This window comes from Klebsiella sp. PK01, assembly GCF_057624675.1.
This window is the reverse complement of sequence record NZ_JBYEZM010000006.1, coordinates 135,391-153,366: the sequence shown is the minus strand read 5'-3', so window position 1 is coordinate 153,366 and position 17,976 is coordinate 135,391. Positions and strand designations below refer to the sequence as shown.

At 49.7% G+C, this 17,976-nt stretch carries 19 protein-coding genes; 13 read left to right on the top strand and 6 right to left on the bottom strand.

Going from position 1 to position 17,976, the window contains the following annotated elements:
• Positions 1-59: 59 nt before the first annotated feature.
• On the bottom strand, positions 60-1,037 hold the full coding sequence (gene epmA, locus AC22LX_RS19535) for an elongation factor P--(R)-beta-lysine ligase (protein ID WP_045380118.1): 978 nt from the start codon (positions 1,035-1,037) through the stop codon (positions 60-62).
• Positions 1,038-1,314: 277 nt separating this feature from the next.
• On the opposite strand from epmA, the gene frdA reads away from it, so the two are divergent.
• The 5 genes from frdA to AC22LX_RS19510 all read left to right on the top strand — a co-directional run bounded on the left by frdA (position 1,315) and on the right by AC22LX_RS19510 (position 5,252).
• The gene (gene frdA, locus AC22LX_RS19530; RefSeq protein ID WP_032713498.1) at positions 1,315-3,105 is read left to right on the top strand and encodes a fumarate reductase (quinol) flavoprotein subunit; all 1,791 of its coding nucleotides are present in this window, start codon (positions 1,315-1,317) and stop codon (positions 3,103-3,105) included.
• Positions 3,098-3,832, top strand: coding sequence for a fumarate reductase iron-sulfur protein (frdB, locus tag AC22LX_RS19525; protein WP_045362546.1), 735 nt, complete (start codon positions 3,098-3,100; stop codon positions 3,830-3,832). Before frdA ends, frdB begins: the two co-directional genes overlap by 8 nt.
• A gap of 10 nt (positions 3,833-3,842) precedes the next feature.
• A complete protein-coding gene (gene frdC / locus AC22LX_RS19520; RefSeq protein WP_487334156.1) occupies positions 3,843-4,238 on the top strand; it encodes a fumarate reductase subunit FrdC in 396 nt (131 codons plus the stop codon).
• Positions 4,239-4,248: 10 nt separating this feature from the next.
• Positions 4,249-4,608, top strand: a complete 360-nt coding sequence (gene frdD, locus AC22LX_RS19515) for a fumarate reductase subunit FrdD (RefSeq protein ID WP_015368650.1) — start codon at positions 4,249-4,251, stop codon at positions 4,606-4,608.
• Between the two features lie 113 nt (positions 4,609-4,721).
• Complete coding sequence (locus AC22LX_RS19510; RefSeq protein WP_047046300.1) at positions 4,722-5,252, top strand: lipocalin family protein; 531 nt, start codon at positions 4,722-4,724, stop codon at positions 5,250-5,252.
• On the opposite strand, the gene sugE is transcribed toward AC22LX_RS19510, so the two are convergent.
• The 4 genes from sugE to efp all read right to left on the bottom strand — a co-directional run bounded on the left by sugE (position 5,249) and on the right by efp (position 6,765).
• Positions 5,249-5,566 (bottom strand): quaternary ammonium compound efflux SMR transporter SugE, encoded by a 318-nt coding sequence (gene sugE / locus AC22LX_RS19505; RefSeq protein WP_045380130.1) that lies wholly within the window; start codon positions 5,564-5,566, stop codon positions 5,249-5,251. The genes AC22LX_RS19510 and sugE overlap by 4 nt on opposite strands.
• 138 nt (positions 5,567-5,704) lie before the next feature.
• Entirely contained in the window at positions 5,705-5,851 is a 147-nt protein-coding gene (gene ecnB / locus AC22LX_RS19500; protein ID WP_015368653.1) for a lipoprotein toxin entericidin B, read from the bottom strand.
• 151 nt (positions 5,852-6,002) lie between these two features.
• On the bottom strand, positions 6,003-6,134 hold the full coding sequence (locus tag AC22LX_RS19495; RefSeq protein WP_047066041.1) for an entericidin A/B family lipoprotein: 132 nt from the start codon (positions 6,132-6,134) through the stop codon (positions 6,003-6,005).
• Positions 6,135-6,198: 64 nt separating this feature from the next.
• On the bottom strand, positions 6,199-6,765 hold the full coding sequence (gene efp / locus AC22LX_RS19490) for an elongation factor P (RefSeq protein ID WP_003855940.1): 567 nt from the start codon (positions 6,763-6,765) through the stop codon (positions 6,199-6,201).
• Positions 6,766-6,807: 42 nt separating this feature from the next.
• On the opposite strand from efp, the gene epmB reads away from it, so the two are divergent.
• A complete protein-coding gene (epmB, locus tag AC22LX_RS19485; RefSeq protein WP_487334155.1) occupies positions 6,808-7,839 on the top strand; it encodes an EF-P beta-lysylation protein EpmB in 1,032 nt (343 codons plus the stop codon).
• A 164-nt stretch (positions 7,840-8,003) separates the two neighbouring features.
• Here the strand turns inward: epmB and AC22LX_RS19480 are convergent, their stop codons facing one another.
• A complete protein-coding gene (locus tag AC22LX_RS19480; RefSeq protein ID WP_045396416.1) occupies positions 8,004-8,561 on the bottom strand; it encodes a winged helix-turn-helix domain-containing protein in 558 nt (185 codons plus the stop codon).
• A gap of 500 nt (positions 8,562-9,061) precedes the next feature.
• Between AC22LX_RS19480 and AC22LX_RS19475 the strand changes: the two genes are divergently transcribed.
• The 7 genes from AC22LX_RS19475 (at position 9,062) to AC22LX_RS19445 (ending at position 17,969) form a co-directional block, all read left to right on the top strand.
• Positions 9,062-9,625: a fimbrial protein gene (locus tag AC22LX_RS19475; RefSeq protein WP_045396419.1), complete on the top strand. Its 564-nt coding sequence runs from the start codon at positions 9,062-9,064 to the stop codon at positions 9,623-9,625.
• A gap of 57 nt (positions 9,626-9,682) precedes the next feature.
• Positions 9,683-10,369, top strand: coding sequence for a fimbrial biogenesis chaperone (locus tag AC22LX_RS19470; RefSeq protein ID WP_213292857.1), 687 nt, complete (start codon positions 9,683-9,685; stop codon positions 10,367-10,369).
• A gap of 35 nt (positions 10,370-10,404) precedes the next feature.
• Positions 10,405-12,948, top strand: coding sequence for a fimbria/pilus outer membrane usher protein (locus AC22LX_RS19465; RefSeq protein WP_487334154.1), 2,544 nt, complete (start codon positions 10,405-10,407; stop codon positions 12,946-12,948).
• A gap of 23 nt (positions 12,949-12,971) precedes the next feature.
• Entirely contained in the window at positions 12,972-13,988 is a 1,017-nt protein-coding gene (locus AC22LX_RS19460; RefSeq protein WP_049061538.1) for a fimbrial protein, read from the top strand.
• A 132-nt stretch (positions 13,989-14,120) separates the two neighbouring features.
• On the top strand, positions 14,121-14,492 hold the full coding sequence (locus AC22LX_RS19455; protein ID WP_045396432.1) for a hypothetical protein: 372 nt from the start codon (positions 14,121-14,123) through the stop codon (positions 14,490-14,492).
• A 71-nt stretch (positions 14,493-14,563) separates the two neighbouring features.
• Complete coding sequence (locus AC22LX_RS19450) at positions 14,564-15,853, top strand: HlyD family secretion protein (RefSeq protein WP_487334153.1); 1,290 nt, start codon at positions 14,564-14,566, stop codon at positions 15,851-15,853.
• Positions 15,846-17,969, top strand: a complete 2,124-nt coding sequence (locus AC22LX_RS19445; RefSeq protein WP_487334152.1) for a peptidase domain-containing ABC transporter — start codon at positions 15,846-15,848, stop codon at positions 17,967-17,969. The genes AC22LX_RS19450 and AC22LX_RS19445 overlap by 8 nt, the downstream gene beginning before the upstream one ends.
• The last annotated feature ends 7 nt before the right edge of the window (positions 17,970-17,976 follow it).

Sequence of the window (17,976 nt, the reverse complement as noted above, 5' to 3'; positions counted from 1 at the left end):
GGATAACGCTAACGGCGGGAAACGGCTTCCCTCTCCTCATGAAAGGGAAGCGCAGTTAATCAGGCGCGATCGACGGTGAACGAGATCACTTCGCCGATGGTCTCTACCCCCAGTGCCAGCATCACCAGGCGGTCTACGCCCAGCGCGACGCCGGAACAATCCGGCAGGCCGGCTTCCAGCGCGGCCAACAGGTTATAGTCGATGGGCTGCTCCGGCAGGCCGCGGGCCGCACGTTTGCGGTTGTCCTGCTCAAAACGCTGCTGTTGTTCGCGCGCGTCGGTTAGTTCATGGAAACCGTTCGCCAGCTCCATCCCCTTGTAGTAGACCTCAAAGCGCTCGGCGACGCGGTGATCTTCGGTGCTAATCTGCGCCAACGAAGCCTGGCTTGCCGGGAAGTGATAGACGAAAGTCGGACGTTCTTTACCGATGTGCGGCTCTACGCCCATGGTGAACAGCAGCTGCAGCAGCGTATCGCGATCTTCTTCCGTATCAGCGATATTACTGAGATCGAGTTTTGCCGCCACTTCACGCAGTTGGGTTTTGTCCGCCGACAGCGGATCGATCTCCAGATAGCGCTGGAAGGCCTGTTGATAAGAGAGGCTTTCCGCGGGTTGGCACTCGAGCACCTGCTGCAGTAAATCGTCAACTTCGTTAATCAGACGATACATGTCGTAGCACGGACGGTACCACTCCAGCATGGTGAACTCTGGATTGTGGTGACGGCCCATCTCTTCATTGCGAAAGCTACGGCACAGCTGAAATACCGGCCCGCACCCGGCGGCCAGCAGCCGCTTCATGTGGTATTCCGGGCTGGTCATCAGATACAGATTCAGACCCTGAGAGTGGCCGGGACCGACGAAACGGGTTTCAAACGGGAACATGTGGATATCGGTCACCGTTGCCTGACTCATACAAGGCGTTTCCACCTCCAGCACGCCGCGGTCGGTAAAGAAACGGCGAATTTCCGCCATTACAGCCGCACGTTTTAACAGATTTGGAATGGATGCGCTCGGCTGCCAGGTTGCCGTCTCGCTCATGGTACTTTTCTCCGATTTCATACAAGGGCACGAAGTCTACTCGCAACCGTCGAGTGAAACAAATTTTGTGCAATCCGGCGGCGATATTACATCCTGATAATTTATTGCTAACTTAATTGCATAAATAAAATTGATAAATCAGCGCACGGATTGATAAAAAAATCGAACGCGTCAATTTTCCCCAACATCCCTATGGCTATACTCATTTACCTATAAAGGAGCAGTGATACTTTTTCGCCAGCCCGGCGGCGAAATACACAAAAACTGGAGGAATGTCGTGCAAACTTTTCAAGCCGATCTTGTCGTCATTGGCGCAGGCGGAGCAGGTCTTCGCGCAGCCATCGCCGCTGCGCAGGCTAATCCAAAAGCCAAAATCGCACTGATTTCAAAAGTCTATCCAATGCGTAGCCATACCGTCGCCGCCGAAGGCGGTTCTGCGGCGGTCGCGCAGGATCACGATAGCTTTGAATACCATTTTCACGACACCGTCGCCGGCGGCGACTGGCTCTGTGAACAGGATGTCGTAGACTATTTCGTACACCACTGCCCCACGGAAATGACCCAGCTTGAGCTGTGGGGCTGCCCGTGGAGCCGCCGCCCGGACGGCAGCGTCAACGTTCGCCGCTTCGGCGGGATGAAAATCGAACGTACATGGTTCGCCGCCGATAAAACCGGCTTCCATATGCTGCATACCCTCTTCCAGACCTCCCTCCAGTTCCCGCAAATTCAACGTTTCGACGAGCACTTCGTGCTGGATATTCTGGTCGATGACGGCCAGGCCCGCGGCCTGGTGGCAATGAATATGATGGAAGGCACGCTGGTGCAAATTCGCGCCAATGCGGTCGTCATGGCTACCGGCGGCGCTGGCCGCGTCTATCGCTATAACACCAACGGCGGCATCGTCACCGGCGATGGCATGGGCATGGCGCTGGGCCACGGCGTCCCGCTGCGCGACATGGAGTTCGTCCAGTATCACCCAACCGGCCTGCCGGGCTCGGGGATCCTGATGACCGAAGGCTGCCGCGGCGAAGGCGGTATTCTGGTGAATAAGAACGGCTATCGCTACCTGCAGGATTACGGCATGGGGCCGGAAACGCCGCTCGGCGAGCCGAAAAACAAATACATGGAACTCGGCCCGCGCGATAAAGTTTCTCAAGCCTTCTGGCACGAGTGGCGCAAAGGCAACACCATTCCGACGCCGCGCGGCGACGTGGTTTATCTCGACCTGCGTCATCTCGGCGAGAAGAAACTGCTTGAACGCCTACCGTTCATCTGCGAACTGGCGAAAGCCTATGTTGGCGTCGATCCGGTGAAAGAGCCCATTCCGGTGCGCCCGACCGCCCACTACACGATGGGCGGCATCGAAACTGACCAACAGTGCGAAACCCGCATCAAGGGCCTGTTCGCCGTCGGAGAATGTTCCTCCGTCGGTCTCCATGGCGCCAACCGTCTGGGATCCAACTCGCTCGCCGAGTTGGTGGTCTTTGGCCGCCTTGCCGGTGAGCAAGCCATGCAGCGCGCAATGGCCGCGGGCGAAGCCAACAACGCGGCGCTGGATGCGCAGGTCAACGACGTTGAAAACCGTCTTAAAGATCTCGTTAACCAGCAGGGCAATGAAAACTGGGCCAAAATCCGCGATGAAATGGGTATGTCGATGGAAGAAGGCTGCGGTATCTATCGCACGCCGGAGCTGATGCAGAAAACCATCGATAAGCTGGCCGAGCTGCAGGAGCGCTTTAAGCGCGTGCGTATCACCGACACCTCCAGCGTGTTTAATACCGACCTGCTCTACACCATTGAGCTGGGCCATGGTCTCAACGTCGCCGAATGTATGGCGCACTCCGCTATCGCGCGTAAAGAGTCACGCGGCGCCCACCAGCGTCTCGATGAAGGCTGTACTGAACGCGACGACGTCAATTTCCTCAAGCATACGCTCGCCTTCCGTGAGGCCGACGGCAGCACGCGCCTGGAGTATGGCGATGTGAAGATTACCACTCTGCCGCCTGCTAAACGCGTCTATGGCGCCGAAGCGGAAGCCGCTGAGAAGAAGGAGACGACCCATGGCTGAGATGAACAAACTGAAAGTTGAAGTGGTGCGCTACAACCCGGAAGTCGACACCGCGCCGCACAGCGCTTTCTATGAAGTCCCCTACGACGAACAAACCTCGCTGCTCGACGCGCTGGGCTATATCAAAGATAACCTCGCGCCGGATTTAAGCTACCGTTGGTCATGCCGCATGGCGATCTGCGGCTCCTGCGGCATGATGGTCAACAAGGTGCCCAAACTGGCCTGTAAAACCTTCCTGCGCGATTATACCAAAGGGTTGAAGGTCGAAGCGCTGGCCAACTTCCCGATTGAGCGCGATCTGGTGGTCGATATGACCCACTTTATCGAAAGCCTGGAAGCGATTAAGCCGTATATCATCGGAAATAACCGCACGCCGGATCAGGGGCCAAATAAACAAACTCCGGCGCAGATGGCGAAATACCATCAGTTCTCCGGCTGCATCAACTGCGGTCTGTGCTATGCCGCCTGTCCGCAGTTTGGTCTGAACCCGGAGTTCATTGGCCCGGCGGCGATCACCCTCGCCCATCGTTACAACGAAGACAGCCGCGACCACGGCAAAAAGGAACGTATGGCGCAGCTCAACGGCCAGAACGGCGTGTGGAGCTGTACTTTCGTTGGCTTCTGCTCCGAAGTTTGTCCGAAGCATGTCGACCCGGCGGCCGCCATTCAGCAGGGTAAGGTAGAAAGTTCGAAAGACTTCCTGATCGCCACCCTGAAACCACGCTAAGGAGTGCACTATGACGACTAAACGCAAACCCTACGTGCGGCCCATGACCTCCACCTGGTGGAAGAAGCTGCCGTTTTATCGCTTCTATATGCTGCGTGAAGGGACGGCGGTGCCGACGGTCTGGTTCAGCATCGTGCTAATTTACGGCTTGTTCGCCCTCAAGCACGGCGCCGAAAGCTGGGATGGCTATGTGGCCTTCCTGCAAAACCCGATTGTGGTGATCCTCAACCTGATCACCCTCGCAGCCGCGCTGCTGCACACCAAAACCTGGTTTGAGCTGGCGCCGAAAGCCGCCAACATCATTGTTAAAGGCGAGAAAATGGTGCCTGAGCCGCTGATTAAAGGGCTGTGGGCGGTTACGGCGCTGGTTAGCATCGTGATCCTGTTTGTCGCGTTGTTCTGGTAAGGAGGCTGATATGATTAATCCCAATCCAAAACGTTCTGATGAACCGGTGTTCTGGGGGCTATTTGGCGCGGGCGGTATGTGGGGGGCGATTATCGCGCCGGTGATGGTGCTGCTGGTCGGCATTCTACTGCCGCTGGGGCTCGCGCCTGGCGATGCTTTCAGCTACGAACGCGTTTACGCCTTCGCCCATAGCTTCATCGGTCGCCTCTTTATCTTCCTGATGATTGTTCTGCCGCTGTGGTGCGGCCTGCACCGTATCCACCATGCGATGCATGACCTGAAAATCCACGTGCCGAACGGCAAATGGGTCTTCTATGGCCTGGCGGCGATTTTAACCGTCGTCACCCTGGTCGGCGTGTTATTTATCTGATGCAACATCTCGCCCGGTAGCAATCTGTTACCGGGCTCGCTTATCGACAAAATCACCCTACTTTTTTCCTGCCGCTATCTACACTTAGAGAAAAAGCGGTAAGGAAAATACCTATGCGTCTGCTGCCAGTGTTAACCGTGGTTATCGCGTCATTGCTGAGCGTTGCGTGCAGCAATCCCGTTCCTCCCGCTGGCGTGACCGTCGTCAGCCCATTTGAAAGCCAACGCTTCCTCGGCACCTGGTATGAAATCGCCCGCTTCGATCATCATTTCGAAAGCGGGCTGGAAAAGGTTACGGCGACTTACAGCCTGCGCGGCGATGGCGGCATTGATGTGGTCAATAAAGGTTATAACCCTGACCGCGGCATCTGGCAGAAAACAGACGGCGTTGCCTGGTTCACCGGCGATCCCAACCGCGCGGCGCTGAAGGTCTCTTTCTTCGGCCCCTTCTATGGCGGCTACAACGTCATTGCGCTGGATAAAGAGTACCGCCATGCGCTGGTTTGCGGGCCGGATCGCGATTACCTGTGGCTACTGGCGCGCACGCCGAAGATTTCGCCGCAGGTGAAACAGCAGATGCTGGATATCGCCACCCGACAGGGCTTCGACGTAAGCAAACTGATTTGGGTTAATCAGCGCTATTAATGCGCGCTCATTTTCAGCCCGATAATGCCGATCACAATACAGGCCAGGCTCGCGATACGCATCGGGCTTGCGGATTCGCCCAGCAGCACAATGCCGGTTATCGCTGCGCCAACGGCGCCGATCCCGGTCCACACCGCATAAGCGGTACCCACCGGCAGTGATTTCATCGCCCACGATAGCAGCGCCATACTGACGACCATAGCAGCAATAGTAATCACGCTTGGCAGCAGACGGCTAAATCCATGGGTATATTTGAGGCCGACGGCCCACACGACTTCCAGCAAACCGGCGATAAAGAGAATGATCCAGGACATAAGGCTCCAGTAATGGGGCCGTCCCCGAATGAGATACGCTCACGGGTCGTCCCGCAAGGTGGTTGAAAACGCCGGGATTATAAACAACGGCGCCGTGAATGTGAAGACCGGTACGGCGCAAGGCCGTACCGGTAATGTTTAATTCTGAGCTTTGGTCGCCGCGCCAGAGATAGCGCTGCCGCCGTCAGAGATGTCTTCACCGATACCACGCGTGGTGTTACATGCGGTGAGCACAGAGGAAAGGACCAAAACAGTAAAGAACGCCGCAATCGTTTTTTTCACCATAATATCATCCTTATAAACAGTTTTTGTTTTCTTGCCCTATAAGCATAGCCAAACTGATTCAGAATGAAGGGATAGTCGCGTTTTTTAAGAGAAAAAGAGGTTCAGGGTGAACTGAGCAAAATGAATTGCAGGGAAGGCAGATGAAATGAGACTAGCTAACGGCGTGAGAAATCGCGTGCCCCAGCCCCTGGATATCCTCGCCAATACCGCGGGCGGTATTGCATCCAGTAAGCAGCGCGCCGCTGAGCAGCAGCAAGGCAAGAAGTTTGAGCATCTGGTTCATGTTAGTTCTGGCGCGAAACTGAAGGCGCAGCAGCAAGGCTGCGCCCACCGTCTCAAAGCATGAATTACTTCACGCGAGATACGTATTCGCCGGAGCGGGTATCTACTTTGATGACTTCGCCAATCTGAACGAACAGCGGAACTTTAACCACAGCGCCAGTGGACAGAGTCGCCGGCTTGCCGCCAGTACCTGCGGTGTCGCCTTTCAGACCCGGATCGGTTTCAACGATTTCCAGTTCAACGAAGTTAGGCGGGGTCACAGCGATAGGCTGACCGTTCCACAGGGTTACGATGCACTCAGCCTGATCCAGCAGCCATTTAGCATTGTCGCCGATAGCTTTAGCATCAGCAGACAGCTGTTCGAAGGTTTCGTTGTTCATGAAGTGCCAGAACTCACCGTCGTTGTACAGGTAAGTCAGGTTCATATCGACAACGTCCGCGCCTTCTGCAGAGTCGGTGGACTTGAAAGTTTTTTCTACACGGGTGCCGGTCAGCAGGCGACGCAGCTTAACGCGTGCGAATGCCTGACCTTTACCTGGTTTAACGAATTCGCTGGCTTCAACCGCATACGGTTCGCCATCCATCATGATTTTAAGACCAGCACGAAAATCGTTGCTATAGTAAGTCGCCATAAGGCCCTCTGAAATTGTTTAACTTGGTAGCTAAGCCACAAAATGGCGCATATTGTAACCCTAAATACCCCATCCAGAGAAGATTGGATCACGCAACTTGCCGATGTTGTGACCAGTCCCGATGAACTATTGCATCTTTTAGATCTGGAAACAGATGCAAACCTATTGGCGGGACGTGATGCGAAGCGTCTCTTCGCGCTGCGCGTGCCGCGCGCGTTTATTGCACGAATGGAGAAAGGAAATCCCCACGATCCTCTTCTTCTTCAGGTACTTACCGCGCAAGAAGAGTTTATTGCCGCTCCTGGTTTTTCCACCGATCCGCTGGAAGAGCAACACAGCGTGGTGCCCGGCCTACTGCATAAATATAGCAACCGGGCGCTATTGCTGGTGAAAGGCGGCTGCGCGGTCAACTGCCGCTACTGCTTCCGCCGTCACTTCCCCTATGCCGAGAACCAGGGTAATAAACGCAACTGGCAGGCGGCGCTGGAGTACATTGCCGCCAATTCGCAATTAGATGAGATTATTTTCTCCGGCGGCGATCCGTTGATGGCGAAAGACCACGAACTGGAGTGGCTGCTGACGCAACTGGAAGCTATCCCGCATATTAAACGGTTACGCATCCATAGCCGCTTGCCGATTGTCATTCCGGCGCGGATCACCGAAGGGCTGACGGCTCGCTTTAGCGCCTCCTCGCTGCAGATATTGTTAGTTAACCATATCAATCATGCCAACGAGATCGGCCCGGAATTCCGGGCGGCAATGGCGCTGCTACGGCAAGCGCGCGTGACGCTGCTCAACCAAAGCGTCCTGCTGCGCGGTGTTAACGACAATGCACAAACCCTGGCGAATCTCAGTAATGCGCTGTTCGATGCCGGGGTAATGCCCTACTACCTGCACGTGCTCGATAAAGTCCAGGGCGCGGCTCATTTCATGGTAGAAGACGAGGAAGCTCGTGCCATCATGCGTGAGCTATTAACGCTGGTATCCGGATATATGGTGCCAAGATTGGCACGTGAAATAGGCGGCGAACCGAGTAAAACGCCGCTGGATTTAGGTTTAAAGCAACAAAACTAAGTTTTTCTGCCGGCCCTGTCCGGCAGATACCTAAATGACAAATGCGTTTTCCTGGCAAATAATAGATATAAAATTTTTCACCAGCGTTATCCAGAAGGCAGTGTTTGCTTAACATTTATAATTATATATACGCGTATCTATTAAATGATGCGCTAATAAGACATCTAAAAAAGCAGTGAAAGTATATTGGTTGCAACCATAACAATAAACATCACCACAATCCATCTGGGTAATTTAAATGCTGTCCCTCTGCGACTTTCGATTCGATTATCACTTACAGTATCTATAACTTCGTACCTTTCACTCTCCTCGCACTCTCTATCACTTACAGGATCCTCTACATTCGCCGATGGACTCGCTTTCACCTCTTCCGCTTTGGTCACTGGTGTGATCACTGCATCCGTAGCAAGGATAAATCCGCGTTGTCTGACGGTAATAATGATATCCTGAGATAATCCAGCCTTTACCAGTGATTTTCTGAGCAATGATATATTTTGGTAAAAGGTGTTTTGCGCAACTATTACACCCCTTGTTTTCCAGACTGTTTCCAGAAATTCCTCACGTGAAATGATCCTTCCATTACTTTCTATTAGCAACAATAAACAACGAGCGGTCGGCCCATTTAAGTTAACGGTAGTGCCATTTTCATTAACAGTTCGCAACTCACTCATATTCACATCAAAAATAACTTCATCGTTAATGATGAATTCACTAAATGCCATAATGTCTTCCCTTTTTCATTAGCTATGTGAAATAAACATGAAATTAATGAAATTCCATCTTTAATGTTGAGCGAATAGCCTTGAACAGGCCTGCTATTAGATGGCTTCACATATCAATCATTGAGTCTCGATTTTGCATCCAGGATAAGACTAACATGATATTTAAACTGAATGGAAGCCAGAGACACCGCACAACATTCATCGAATCAACGCTATCACTTATAGTTCAAATAAAAATGTGAATCGTTCCTTTGAACATTAAAAAATTTATTCAATTAAAATTCACATGCATTTTCCCTAACGGCGAATTAGATTCCTCAGTGCTCCCGTCTTAAGCTAAATGCAGGCCACCATCTGCTTATTAGCCTAAGGGACAACAAGGAGTACAGAGATGGGATAGTGTAGTTCTTGGGCAATTATCGGATAATTAGACAAACCAATAATTAGCAATTAGAGCGATATCTATTTCAAGGATTACGTATTTATACATGGACAAATAAATGAAAAAAACAATCGTAGCTGTTATGGTTGCTGCATCTGCAGTTCTGAGCGCTCAGGCAATGGCAGCTAACACTGCTGAAGTGACCGTTCTGGGTGAAGTCAATGACTCCTCCTCTTCTTGCGTAGTCACCCCGACAGGTACTCTGAACAACGGCATCGTTCGTCTGACTTCTGTTACCACCAGCGAAGCGAACGCGCAGGCTGCAAACACCCTTTTCAAAAGCCAGAAGTTTGGTTTTGATGTTTCTGATTGCGCCAAAGGCAGCAGCGATCCGGCAACTGGCCTGACTGTTGCTGTTACTGGTACAACCAGCAGCGATGCGGCCATTCTGGACAACACCGCTGACGACGGCGCAGCTGGTATCGGTATCGGTATCGCGAAAGTAAGCGACGGTTCTCGTGTTAAGTTCGATGGTTCCAGCACCATGTCTGAAACCTACACTGACGGTTCCGTCACTTCCCTGAACTACTATGCTGGTTATGTGAAAGTAAATGCCACAACTGCTGTAACCGAAGGTCCAGTTAAAGGCGTTGCAACCTTTACTATCGATTACACCATCTAATTCTATTTTAAAGGGCTCGCCGTCTGGCGAGCCCTTTTTTCCGTTTAGAGAAATGCTATGTTAAGCACCTTATTTAAACTTCTCATTCCCTTTTTTTTATTGATTAGCGGTTTTGCACATGCCGGTATCGTTATTGAGTCAACTCGCTATCTCTACAAAGAGGGTGCCCGCGAAATCACCGCCCAGATAGAGAACAAAGACGGTATTCCTTACTTAATTAAGTCCTGGATTGAGACACAAAAAGGGCAAACACCATCTTTCACGGCTACTCCGCCGCTATTCCGACTTGAAGCAAAACAGCAAAATACCGTGCGTTTGTTTTCAACCAATAATGTCACAGCGCCAACCGATCGTGAATCTGTATTTTATTTCAACGTTATGGCTATCCCGCCAGCGGATGAGACCAACGCCAAAAACAATACGATTCAGCTAGCTGTTCGCCACCGTATGCGTCTGGTGTATCGGCCAAAATCGCTGTTTGATATGAAACCGAATGAGGAAGCGGCAAAACTCCAATGGAGTAAATCAGGCAATAAATTGTTCATTAAAAACCCGACACCTTTCTTCTATTACTTCAACACAATAAAAATTGGCAGTGCCGAAATAAAAAATGAAGTAAACACGGTCCCACCGATGGAAACAAAAGAAGTAACGTTAAAGGGAAATATAAACGCATCAAGCGTGACATGGAAAATAGTTAATGATTATGGTGGGGCTGGATCGCTCTATTCATCACCGTTGTAATTGGGAACTTTTATTAACGTTATAGGGATGTGTTTATGCAAAATAAAAATAAAGAGCTATTCAAACTATCAACGCTCTGCATCACTTTGTTGCCAGCGTTTTTTTGTGGTTTGGATAACAAAGCGCAAGCACGTGATTTCTTCGATCCCTCATTCATCAATTCATTGAATGGTAGCGATCCTTCAAACGCCCCAGATTTATCTATTTTTGAAGCCAGGAACGCTCAGGCGCCCGGGGATTATCGGGTGGATATTGTCTTCAATGGCCAATATCTGGATACCCGTACCATCAAGTTTGTTATTGATAGTCATACTGCCGACAAGAGTGATGATATCAAATTAGCCCCCTGTTTCACTCTTAAAGACCTTTCGGAATATGGTGTCAGAGTGAAATCCTTCCCAGCGCTGAAAGAAGATGCCAATAACTGCGTTAACCTAACAGCAATACCGGATACAAAAGCGGATTTCGATTTTACTGCACAACGGTTAAATATCTCTATACCACAGGCAGCATTATCCACCGTCGTGCAAGGCTTTATTCCGGAAGATCAATTTGATGAAGGTATTAACGCGCTGTTAATGAATTACCAGTTCAGCGGCTCGAATGATTTCGAATCAGAAGATGAATACTATAGCCTTAACCTCCAGTCCGGTTTAAATCTTGGTCCATGGCGTATCCGAAATTTGAGCACCTGGAATAAAACGAAAGGTGAATCCAGCAACTGGGAATCAGCTTACCTGTACATGCAGCGCAGCATTCGCCCTCTTAATAGTAATCTGGTAATGGGTGAAAGCTCCTCGCTTTCCAGTATCTTTGATAGCGTGCCGTTTACCGGGATTCAAATGGCAACGGATACTTCCATGCTGCCGGAGAGCCTTCGCGGCTATGCGCCAATTATCCGTGGGATTGCAAAAACCAACGCCAGGGTGATCGTTAAGCAGAATGGCTACCAGGTATATCAGACCTACGTCGCGCCCGGCGCCTTTGAAATCACCGATATGTACCCAAGCGGCGGTAGCGGCGATCTGTACGTTACGGTAGAAGAATCGGATGGCTCAAAGCAAGAATTCATCGTGCCGTTCGCCACGCTGCCGGTGATGGTACGCGAAGGCCAGCTGCAATATGAAATCACTTCAGGTAAATATCGTCCATATGATGACGGTGTCCATGAAACGCCATTCACCCAAGCAACGATAAGCTACGGTGTATCCAGTAGCCTGACGGCCTACGGCGGGATGCAAATGGCCTCACATTATCAGGCATTGTCATCCGGTCTCGGCTATAACCTCGGCGATTTCGGCGCCGCGTCAGCGGATGTCACCCAGGCCTGGTCAAAAATGCAGGATCGGGAAAAGACTTCGGGACAGTCCTGGCGAATCCGCTACGGTAAAAACATCCTTGATACTGGAACCAACATTACCATCGCTGGCTACCGGTACTCTACTGAGGGATTTAACACTTTATCCGAGGTGCTGGATAGCTATGCTAATGACGGTAGCTATACCACCCGTTCATTACGCAATCGAACCAACCTGACACTCAACCAAAGCCTGGGTAAAGGGCTCGGAAGCCTCTCTATTAGTGGTCTGGTAGAGGATTATTGGGATGATAAACGCACCAATAAATCTATCAGCGTTGGCTATAACGGTGGGTTTAAAAACGTGAACTTCTACCTGGGTTATAGCTATAGCCGCTACACCTGGGGCGGCAATAGCTCTAATAAAGATGCCCAGGACGATCAGCGTATAACCCTGACCGTTACCCTACCGATCAGCAACTGGCTTCCTGGCACCTATACCAGCTACCAGCTCACAAATAGCAATCCAGGCTCAACGGATCAATCGGTTGCAATCGGCGGCGTCGGGCTGGAAAACGATAGTCTGGACTGGAGTATTCAGCAAGGATACAGCAACCGCGAATATTACAGCGGCGACATGCGCGCCACTTATAACAGTTCTCAAGGAAGTGTTAACGCCGGTTATAGCTACGATCGCGATAGCCAACGTATTGATTATGGTGCCAACGGCAGTATTGTCGCGCACGCCGACGGCATCACTTTAGGTCAGGACATTACCGATGCAGCCGTACTGGTTAAGGCTCCAGGGCTGGATGACGTCAAACTGAGCACCGATAACACCATTTCAACCGACTATCGCGGCTATGCCATTGTGCCTTATGTTACCCCTTATCGTCGCACCGATATCACACTCGACACCGCCACGCTTGGCGATGATATGGAACTACCGGAAACAACGCAAACCGTGGTGCCGACTCGCGGCGCTATCGTGCGGGCCAACTACGACGGCAAGATTGGGCAGCGCGCCTTTATTCACCTGAAAACTGTCAGCGGCAATGATGTTCCTTATGGCGCTATGGTCTTACTGGCTGGTGATACGAAAAGCCAGGCCAGTATCGTCAGCGATGCCGGGATGGTCTATATGTCCGGGCTGCAGCCAACCGGAACGCTCAACGTGCAGTGGGGAAAAAGTTCTAACCAACAATGTAACGCTCCATTCACGCTGCCACCGCGGGAAGGCAAAACCGCTGGCTTAAACCAGGTCGAAGCGGTGTGTCGCTAGCAATTATTTAAGGACGAATATTGATGAAGAGAATGTTTATTCTATTAATGCTTTTAGTTACCTGTGGTGAGGCGGCTGCAAAATGTAGTTACTCAGGTAGCATCCAGCGGCAAGCATTTACTATTAGAGCAAAAATACCGACAGACGACTCAATTCCAGTGGGCAGCATATTATATTCGACTAAATACGGCACTGGTAACTATAAAAACTTCACATGCAGCCAGAAAGATAACGATCAGTATATTACGACTATCAGTACTGCGGAGGTCGCTGGCGTTACAGGAATACATGGAATGCCGGTGTATGAAACCGGAATTGACGGTATAGGATTCCAGGTATCCGATCTGCTGGAAAGTAAAAATGGCGCACTGGTTCCTGCCGTTGCGGGTTCGGTACTGGTACCGTTTGAGAAAACCTCAGATAACTACTATAAGTTTGTTACCGTGTGGTTTATCAAAACAAAACAGGTCATTGATACTTCAGGATCGGATTCAAACCCGTCAATAAGTTTCTCTGTCGGCAACCCTACAACCAACCCAAGCGCCAGTGATAGACTTTTATACACTACGACCATCAAACTGAAAAATACTACCTATCAGGCAACATCCTGTGATATATCGCCCTCCAGTTCACAGATAACACTCGGTCGGATTAAAAAAAGCACGCTAATGTCAGTCTCCCGCGGCGGTGTGACACCAGAGCAAAAAAATATTTTATTAACTATTAACTGTCCAGCCGGTTCTATCGGGAATACGTTAATGTACTGGTTTAATCCAATAGGTACCTCCAGCACATCTGGCGATGGCATCATTAATAATATGATAACCGATAATAGCGGCGCCAAAAATGTCGGCATTATTTTCAAACAAACTGGGACGCCTTTAGTTTTCTATGATATGGATAGCTATAGCTTCAACAGTGCAGCAACTTCGCAGGTCATCAATCTTACCGCTGACTACTATCGCCAAAGCAATAGTGTTGACGATATTACTAACGGTAAAGTTAAGGCAATGTTAGAGGTGGTAATACAGGAACAATAACATTAAGAAAATAGACATGAATTCACAAACAATTCATGTCTATTACATTGCTTAAAAAGCAATCGTCGCTTACATTTCTGTCCGATCTGTAATTAGATCAATCCGTAATAATATTAATTTAAAGGAATAAATATGAAGCAATTAACAGTATTTGAGATGGAAGAGATCTCCGGAGGCTATTCATGGGATTTCTCTTCTATTTCTTCTACCGTGACATCTTTACTTGGTAATGCGGCTGAAGCCGCAGGCTCCGCAATCCTCGGTTCCGTTATTGTCGGTGCAATTGGTGCCTCTGTTGGAGGAACATTAGGTGGGACAAATGGTGGGCTTTTAGGTTTCGGCCTGTTGGGTAACTTGGTTGGATTATTTGCTGGTGCAGCCGTCGGTGCAATTGCAGGTGCTGTCGGCGCCGTGGCAGTAGGCTGGGATAAGTGCATTGATTATTTAGGTCAACTTATCGACGCCGGGCTTGATGGTACCTTTGTACCTTGGCCATCATCGTAAATATTTTTTTACATAAACAAAGGCCATATTGGCCTTTGTTTCCCCGACTACTATAATCAGAATCATCATTCATGAATAATAAGCTTTATCGCAAGGAAGCGATCGAATACAAAAGAAATCACTGGAAGGGTAAAGCCTTATTGCTCGCTGGCTTACCTGCATGGTTGATTGCATTGTTATCGGCACTATTTCTCATTGCGCTTATTTGCGCATTGATTTTTTGTAAATTTACCCAGCGTGTCGATGTGCGGGGCGAGGTAATTACTCTCCCACACTCCATTAACGTATTTGCGCCCCAGCAGGGATTTATCGTTAAGCAGCATGTTAAGATAGGCGACATGGTTAAAAAAAACCAACCGCTCTACGAAATTGATGTTTCGCGCAGCACTACCAGCGGTAATGTCAGCGCGGCACAGATAGAAGTCATCAATGAAAAAATCGCCAACTCAGAAGATATTATAAAAAAACTGGAAGACAATAAAAGCCAAACATTAAATGCGCTGAACGAGCAATTAAAAACCACCACAGACTCCCTGAAGGAGACCAACCGTATGCTGGTCAACACTCAGGTAGGTCTGAAAAAAATGCACGACAATCTTTCCAGCTATGATAAGTATCTTAGCAATGGGCTGATAACCAAAGACCAATATAATTATCAGCACTCTCTGTATTTTCAGCAACAGAGCGCCTATCAGTCTTTAGTTAGCCAGAAGATGCAACTGGAATCGCAAATTACCCAGCTTAATAGCGACAAAATTACTAAAGCCGCTGATTTTGACAATCAAATATCCAGCCAATACAACCAGTCCAACGATTTTAAAAATCAGCTAGTCGAATCCAATGCTAACGGCAATATAATTATTAAATCAACCAGCGATGGCAGAATTGAGTCACTCTCTGCCACACAAGGGCAAACCGTTGATAATGGCAGCAGTCTGGCACAGATAAAACCGACCGGAAACGTTGAGTATTATCTCATTCTATGGCTACCCAACAATACGATTCCATATTTAAAAGTAGGGGATACTATCAATATTCGCTACGATGCTTTCCCATCGGATAAATTTGGTCAATTCCCAGGAAAGCTCATATCCATTTCTTCCATGCCAGCATCACGGCAAGAAATGTCTGAATACACCAACGTCAGTAACGGTTCCAATCAGCAGCAAGAACTGGCGCTGTATAAAGCAATTGTCAAAATTAAAGATAAGCAGTTCGAATATGACGGGAAAAAGCTAAGTCTGTCCAATGGGCTTAAAGCGCAGGCCGTTGTCTTCCTTGAAGAACGCCCTCTCTACATGTGGATGTTTACTCCGGTTTATAAGATTACTCAAAGCGTGAGCGGCCCGATTCATGACTAATGAACTGTTTGAAAAAATTACGGCGAAAGTTAATTTTTCAATCTTGAAAAAGACGCCAGTAATATTGCAATCTGAAGCCGCCGAATGCGGCATTGCCTGCCTGGCGATGATTTGCGGCCATTATGGTCTCGATATCGATCTCTTCAATTTCCGCCAGCGCTTTGGCAGCCCCTCTCAGGGGGTCACGCTGATGTCATTAAGCAAAACGGCAGAGCATGCAGGTTTAAAGAGCCGGGCGCTATCGCTCGATCTGGATGAGATCAAACAATTAAAGCTGCCCTGTGTTATCCACTGGGGAATGAACCACTATGTCGTTTTGACCAAAGTGCGTAAATCCAGCTTTATCGTCCACGATCCGGCACTGGGTAAACGCATTATCGGCATCCAGGAAATGTCGAATAATTTTACCGGCATCGCGTTAGAGCTATGGCCCGATCAGAACTTCCAGCAGGAAAAAGCCAAATCTCGCCTGCGTTTGTTAGACCTGATGCGCAATATCGTTGGCTTAAAATCTGCGCTGCTGAAGATTTTCGCTTTTTCCGTCGTCGTTGAAGCCATTGGATTGCTGCTGCCGATAGGCACGCAGTTAGTCACTGACCACGTGATCATGGCCCACGATCAAAGCCTACTCTCGGTTATCTGTATTGGCCTGGTTTTCTTTACCCTCTTCCGCACCTTTATCAGCATGCTACGCGCATGGACCTCGCTAACGCTGAACACGCTGACCAATATTCAGTGGAAAACCACTCTTTTCGATCATTTGGCCAGCCTACCGCTGTCTTTTTTTGAAAAGCGCCATCTGGGGGATATTCAGTCACGTTTTTCATCGCTGGACACGATTCGCTCCACGTTCACTAACAGCATCGTCAGCGGCATTATTGACTCCATCATGACGATCGGCCTGCTGATTATGCTTACACTTTATGGCGGCTGGCTGACATGGGTCGTCGTTGGCTTTACCTTGTGCTACGCGCTCATGCGTTTGGGAACCTACCGCTTCTATCGCCGCGTTGCGGAAGAGCAGGTAATCAAAGGCGCGCGCTCCAGTTCGCATTTTATGGAGTCGCTGTATGGTATTTCGACCATCAAAGCGCTGAATCTGAAAGAGCGTCGCTCTCAGCACTGGCTAAACATCAATATCGACGCCTGTAATGCGGGGATCAAACAAACCCGTTTCGACATGATGTTTAGCGGTATCAATACCTTCATTACCGCTATCGATCAGGTAGCGGTACTGTGGCTGGGCGCCATTATGGTCATTGATAATGAAATGACCCTCGGTATGTTTATGGCCTTTAACGCCTACCGAGGCCAGTTCTCCCAGCGAGCATCCAGCCTGGTTGACCTGACCATGCAGCTGCGCATGCTCTCGCTGCATAACGAACGTCTTTCTGAAATCGTCTTCAGCGAACCCGAGCAAGAGTTGCCATCACGGGACGTCTTTTCGAAAGATGCCGGCGCCAGGCTTGAAGTCAAAAATCTTAGCTATCAGTACGATCCATTTTCACAGCCAATTTTCTCGAACCTGAACATCACCGTTGAGCCCGGTGAATCCGTCGCGCTGGTCGGCCCGTCCGGCGTCGGTAAGACCACGCTATTGAAAGTGATGTGCGGGCTGCTCTCCCCCACCAGCGGAGATGTGTTTGCCGATAATCTCGATATCCAGAAAATAGGTTTAAATAACTATCGGCAAGGAACCGCCTGCGTATTGCAGGAGGATAGGCTCTTTTCCGGTTCGCTTATTGATAATATCAGCGGCTTTGAAGACAACGCCGATCTGGGTTTTGTCGTAGAATGCGCCAAACGCTGCAACATCCATGACGAAATCATGAAAATGCCGATGGGCTATGAAACCATCATCGGTGAGTTAGGCTTAGGGATTTCCGGGGGCCAGAAACAACGTATTTTGATTGCTCGCGCGCTTTACCGTAAGCCGAGCATTCTGTTTATGGATGAGGCCACCAGCCATCTCGATTTAAGAAATGAGTCGGTCATTAACCAATCGATTTCAGGGCTCAGTATTACCCGCGTCATCGTTGCCCACCGCCCGTCAACTATCGCCTCTGCCGATCGGGTTATTGATTTGTCGCAGTCCAAAATACCAATGCCAGCGTAAGGAGAAG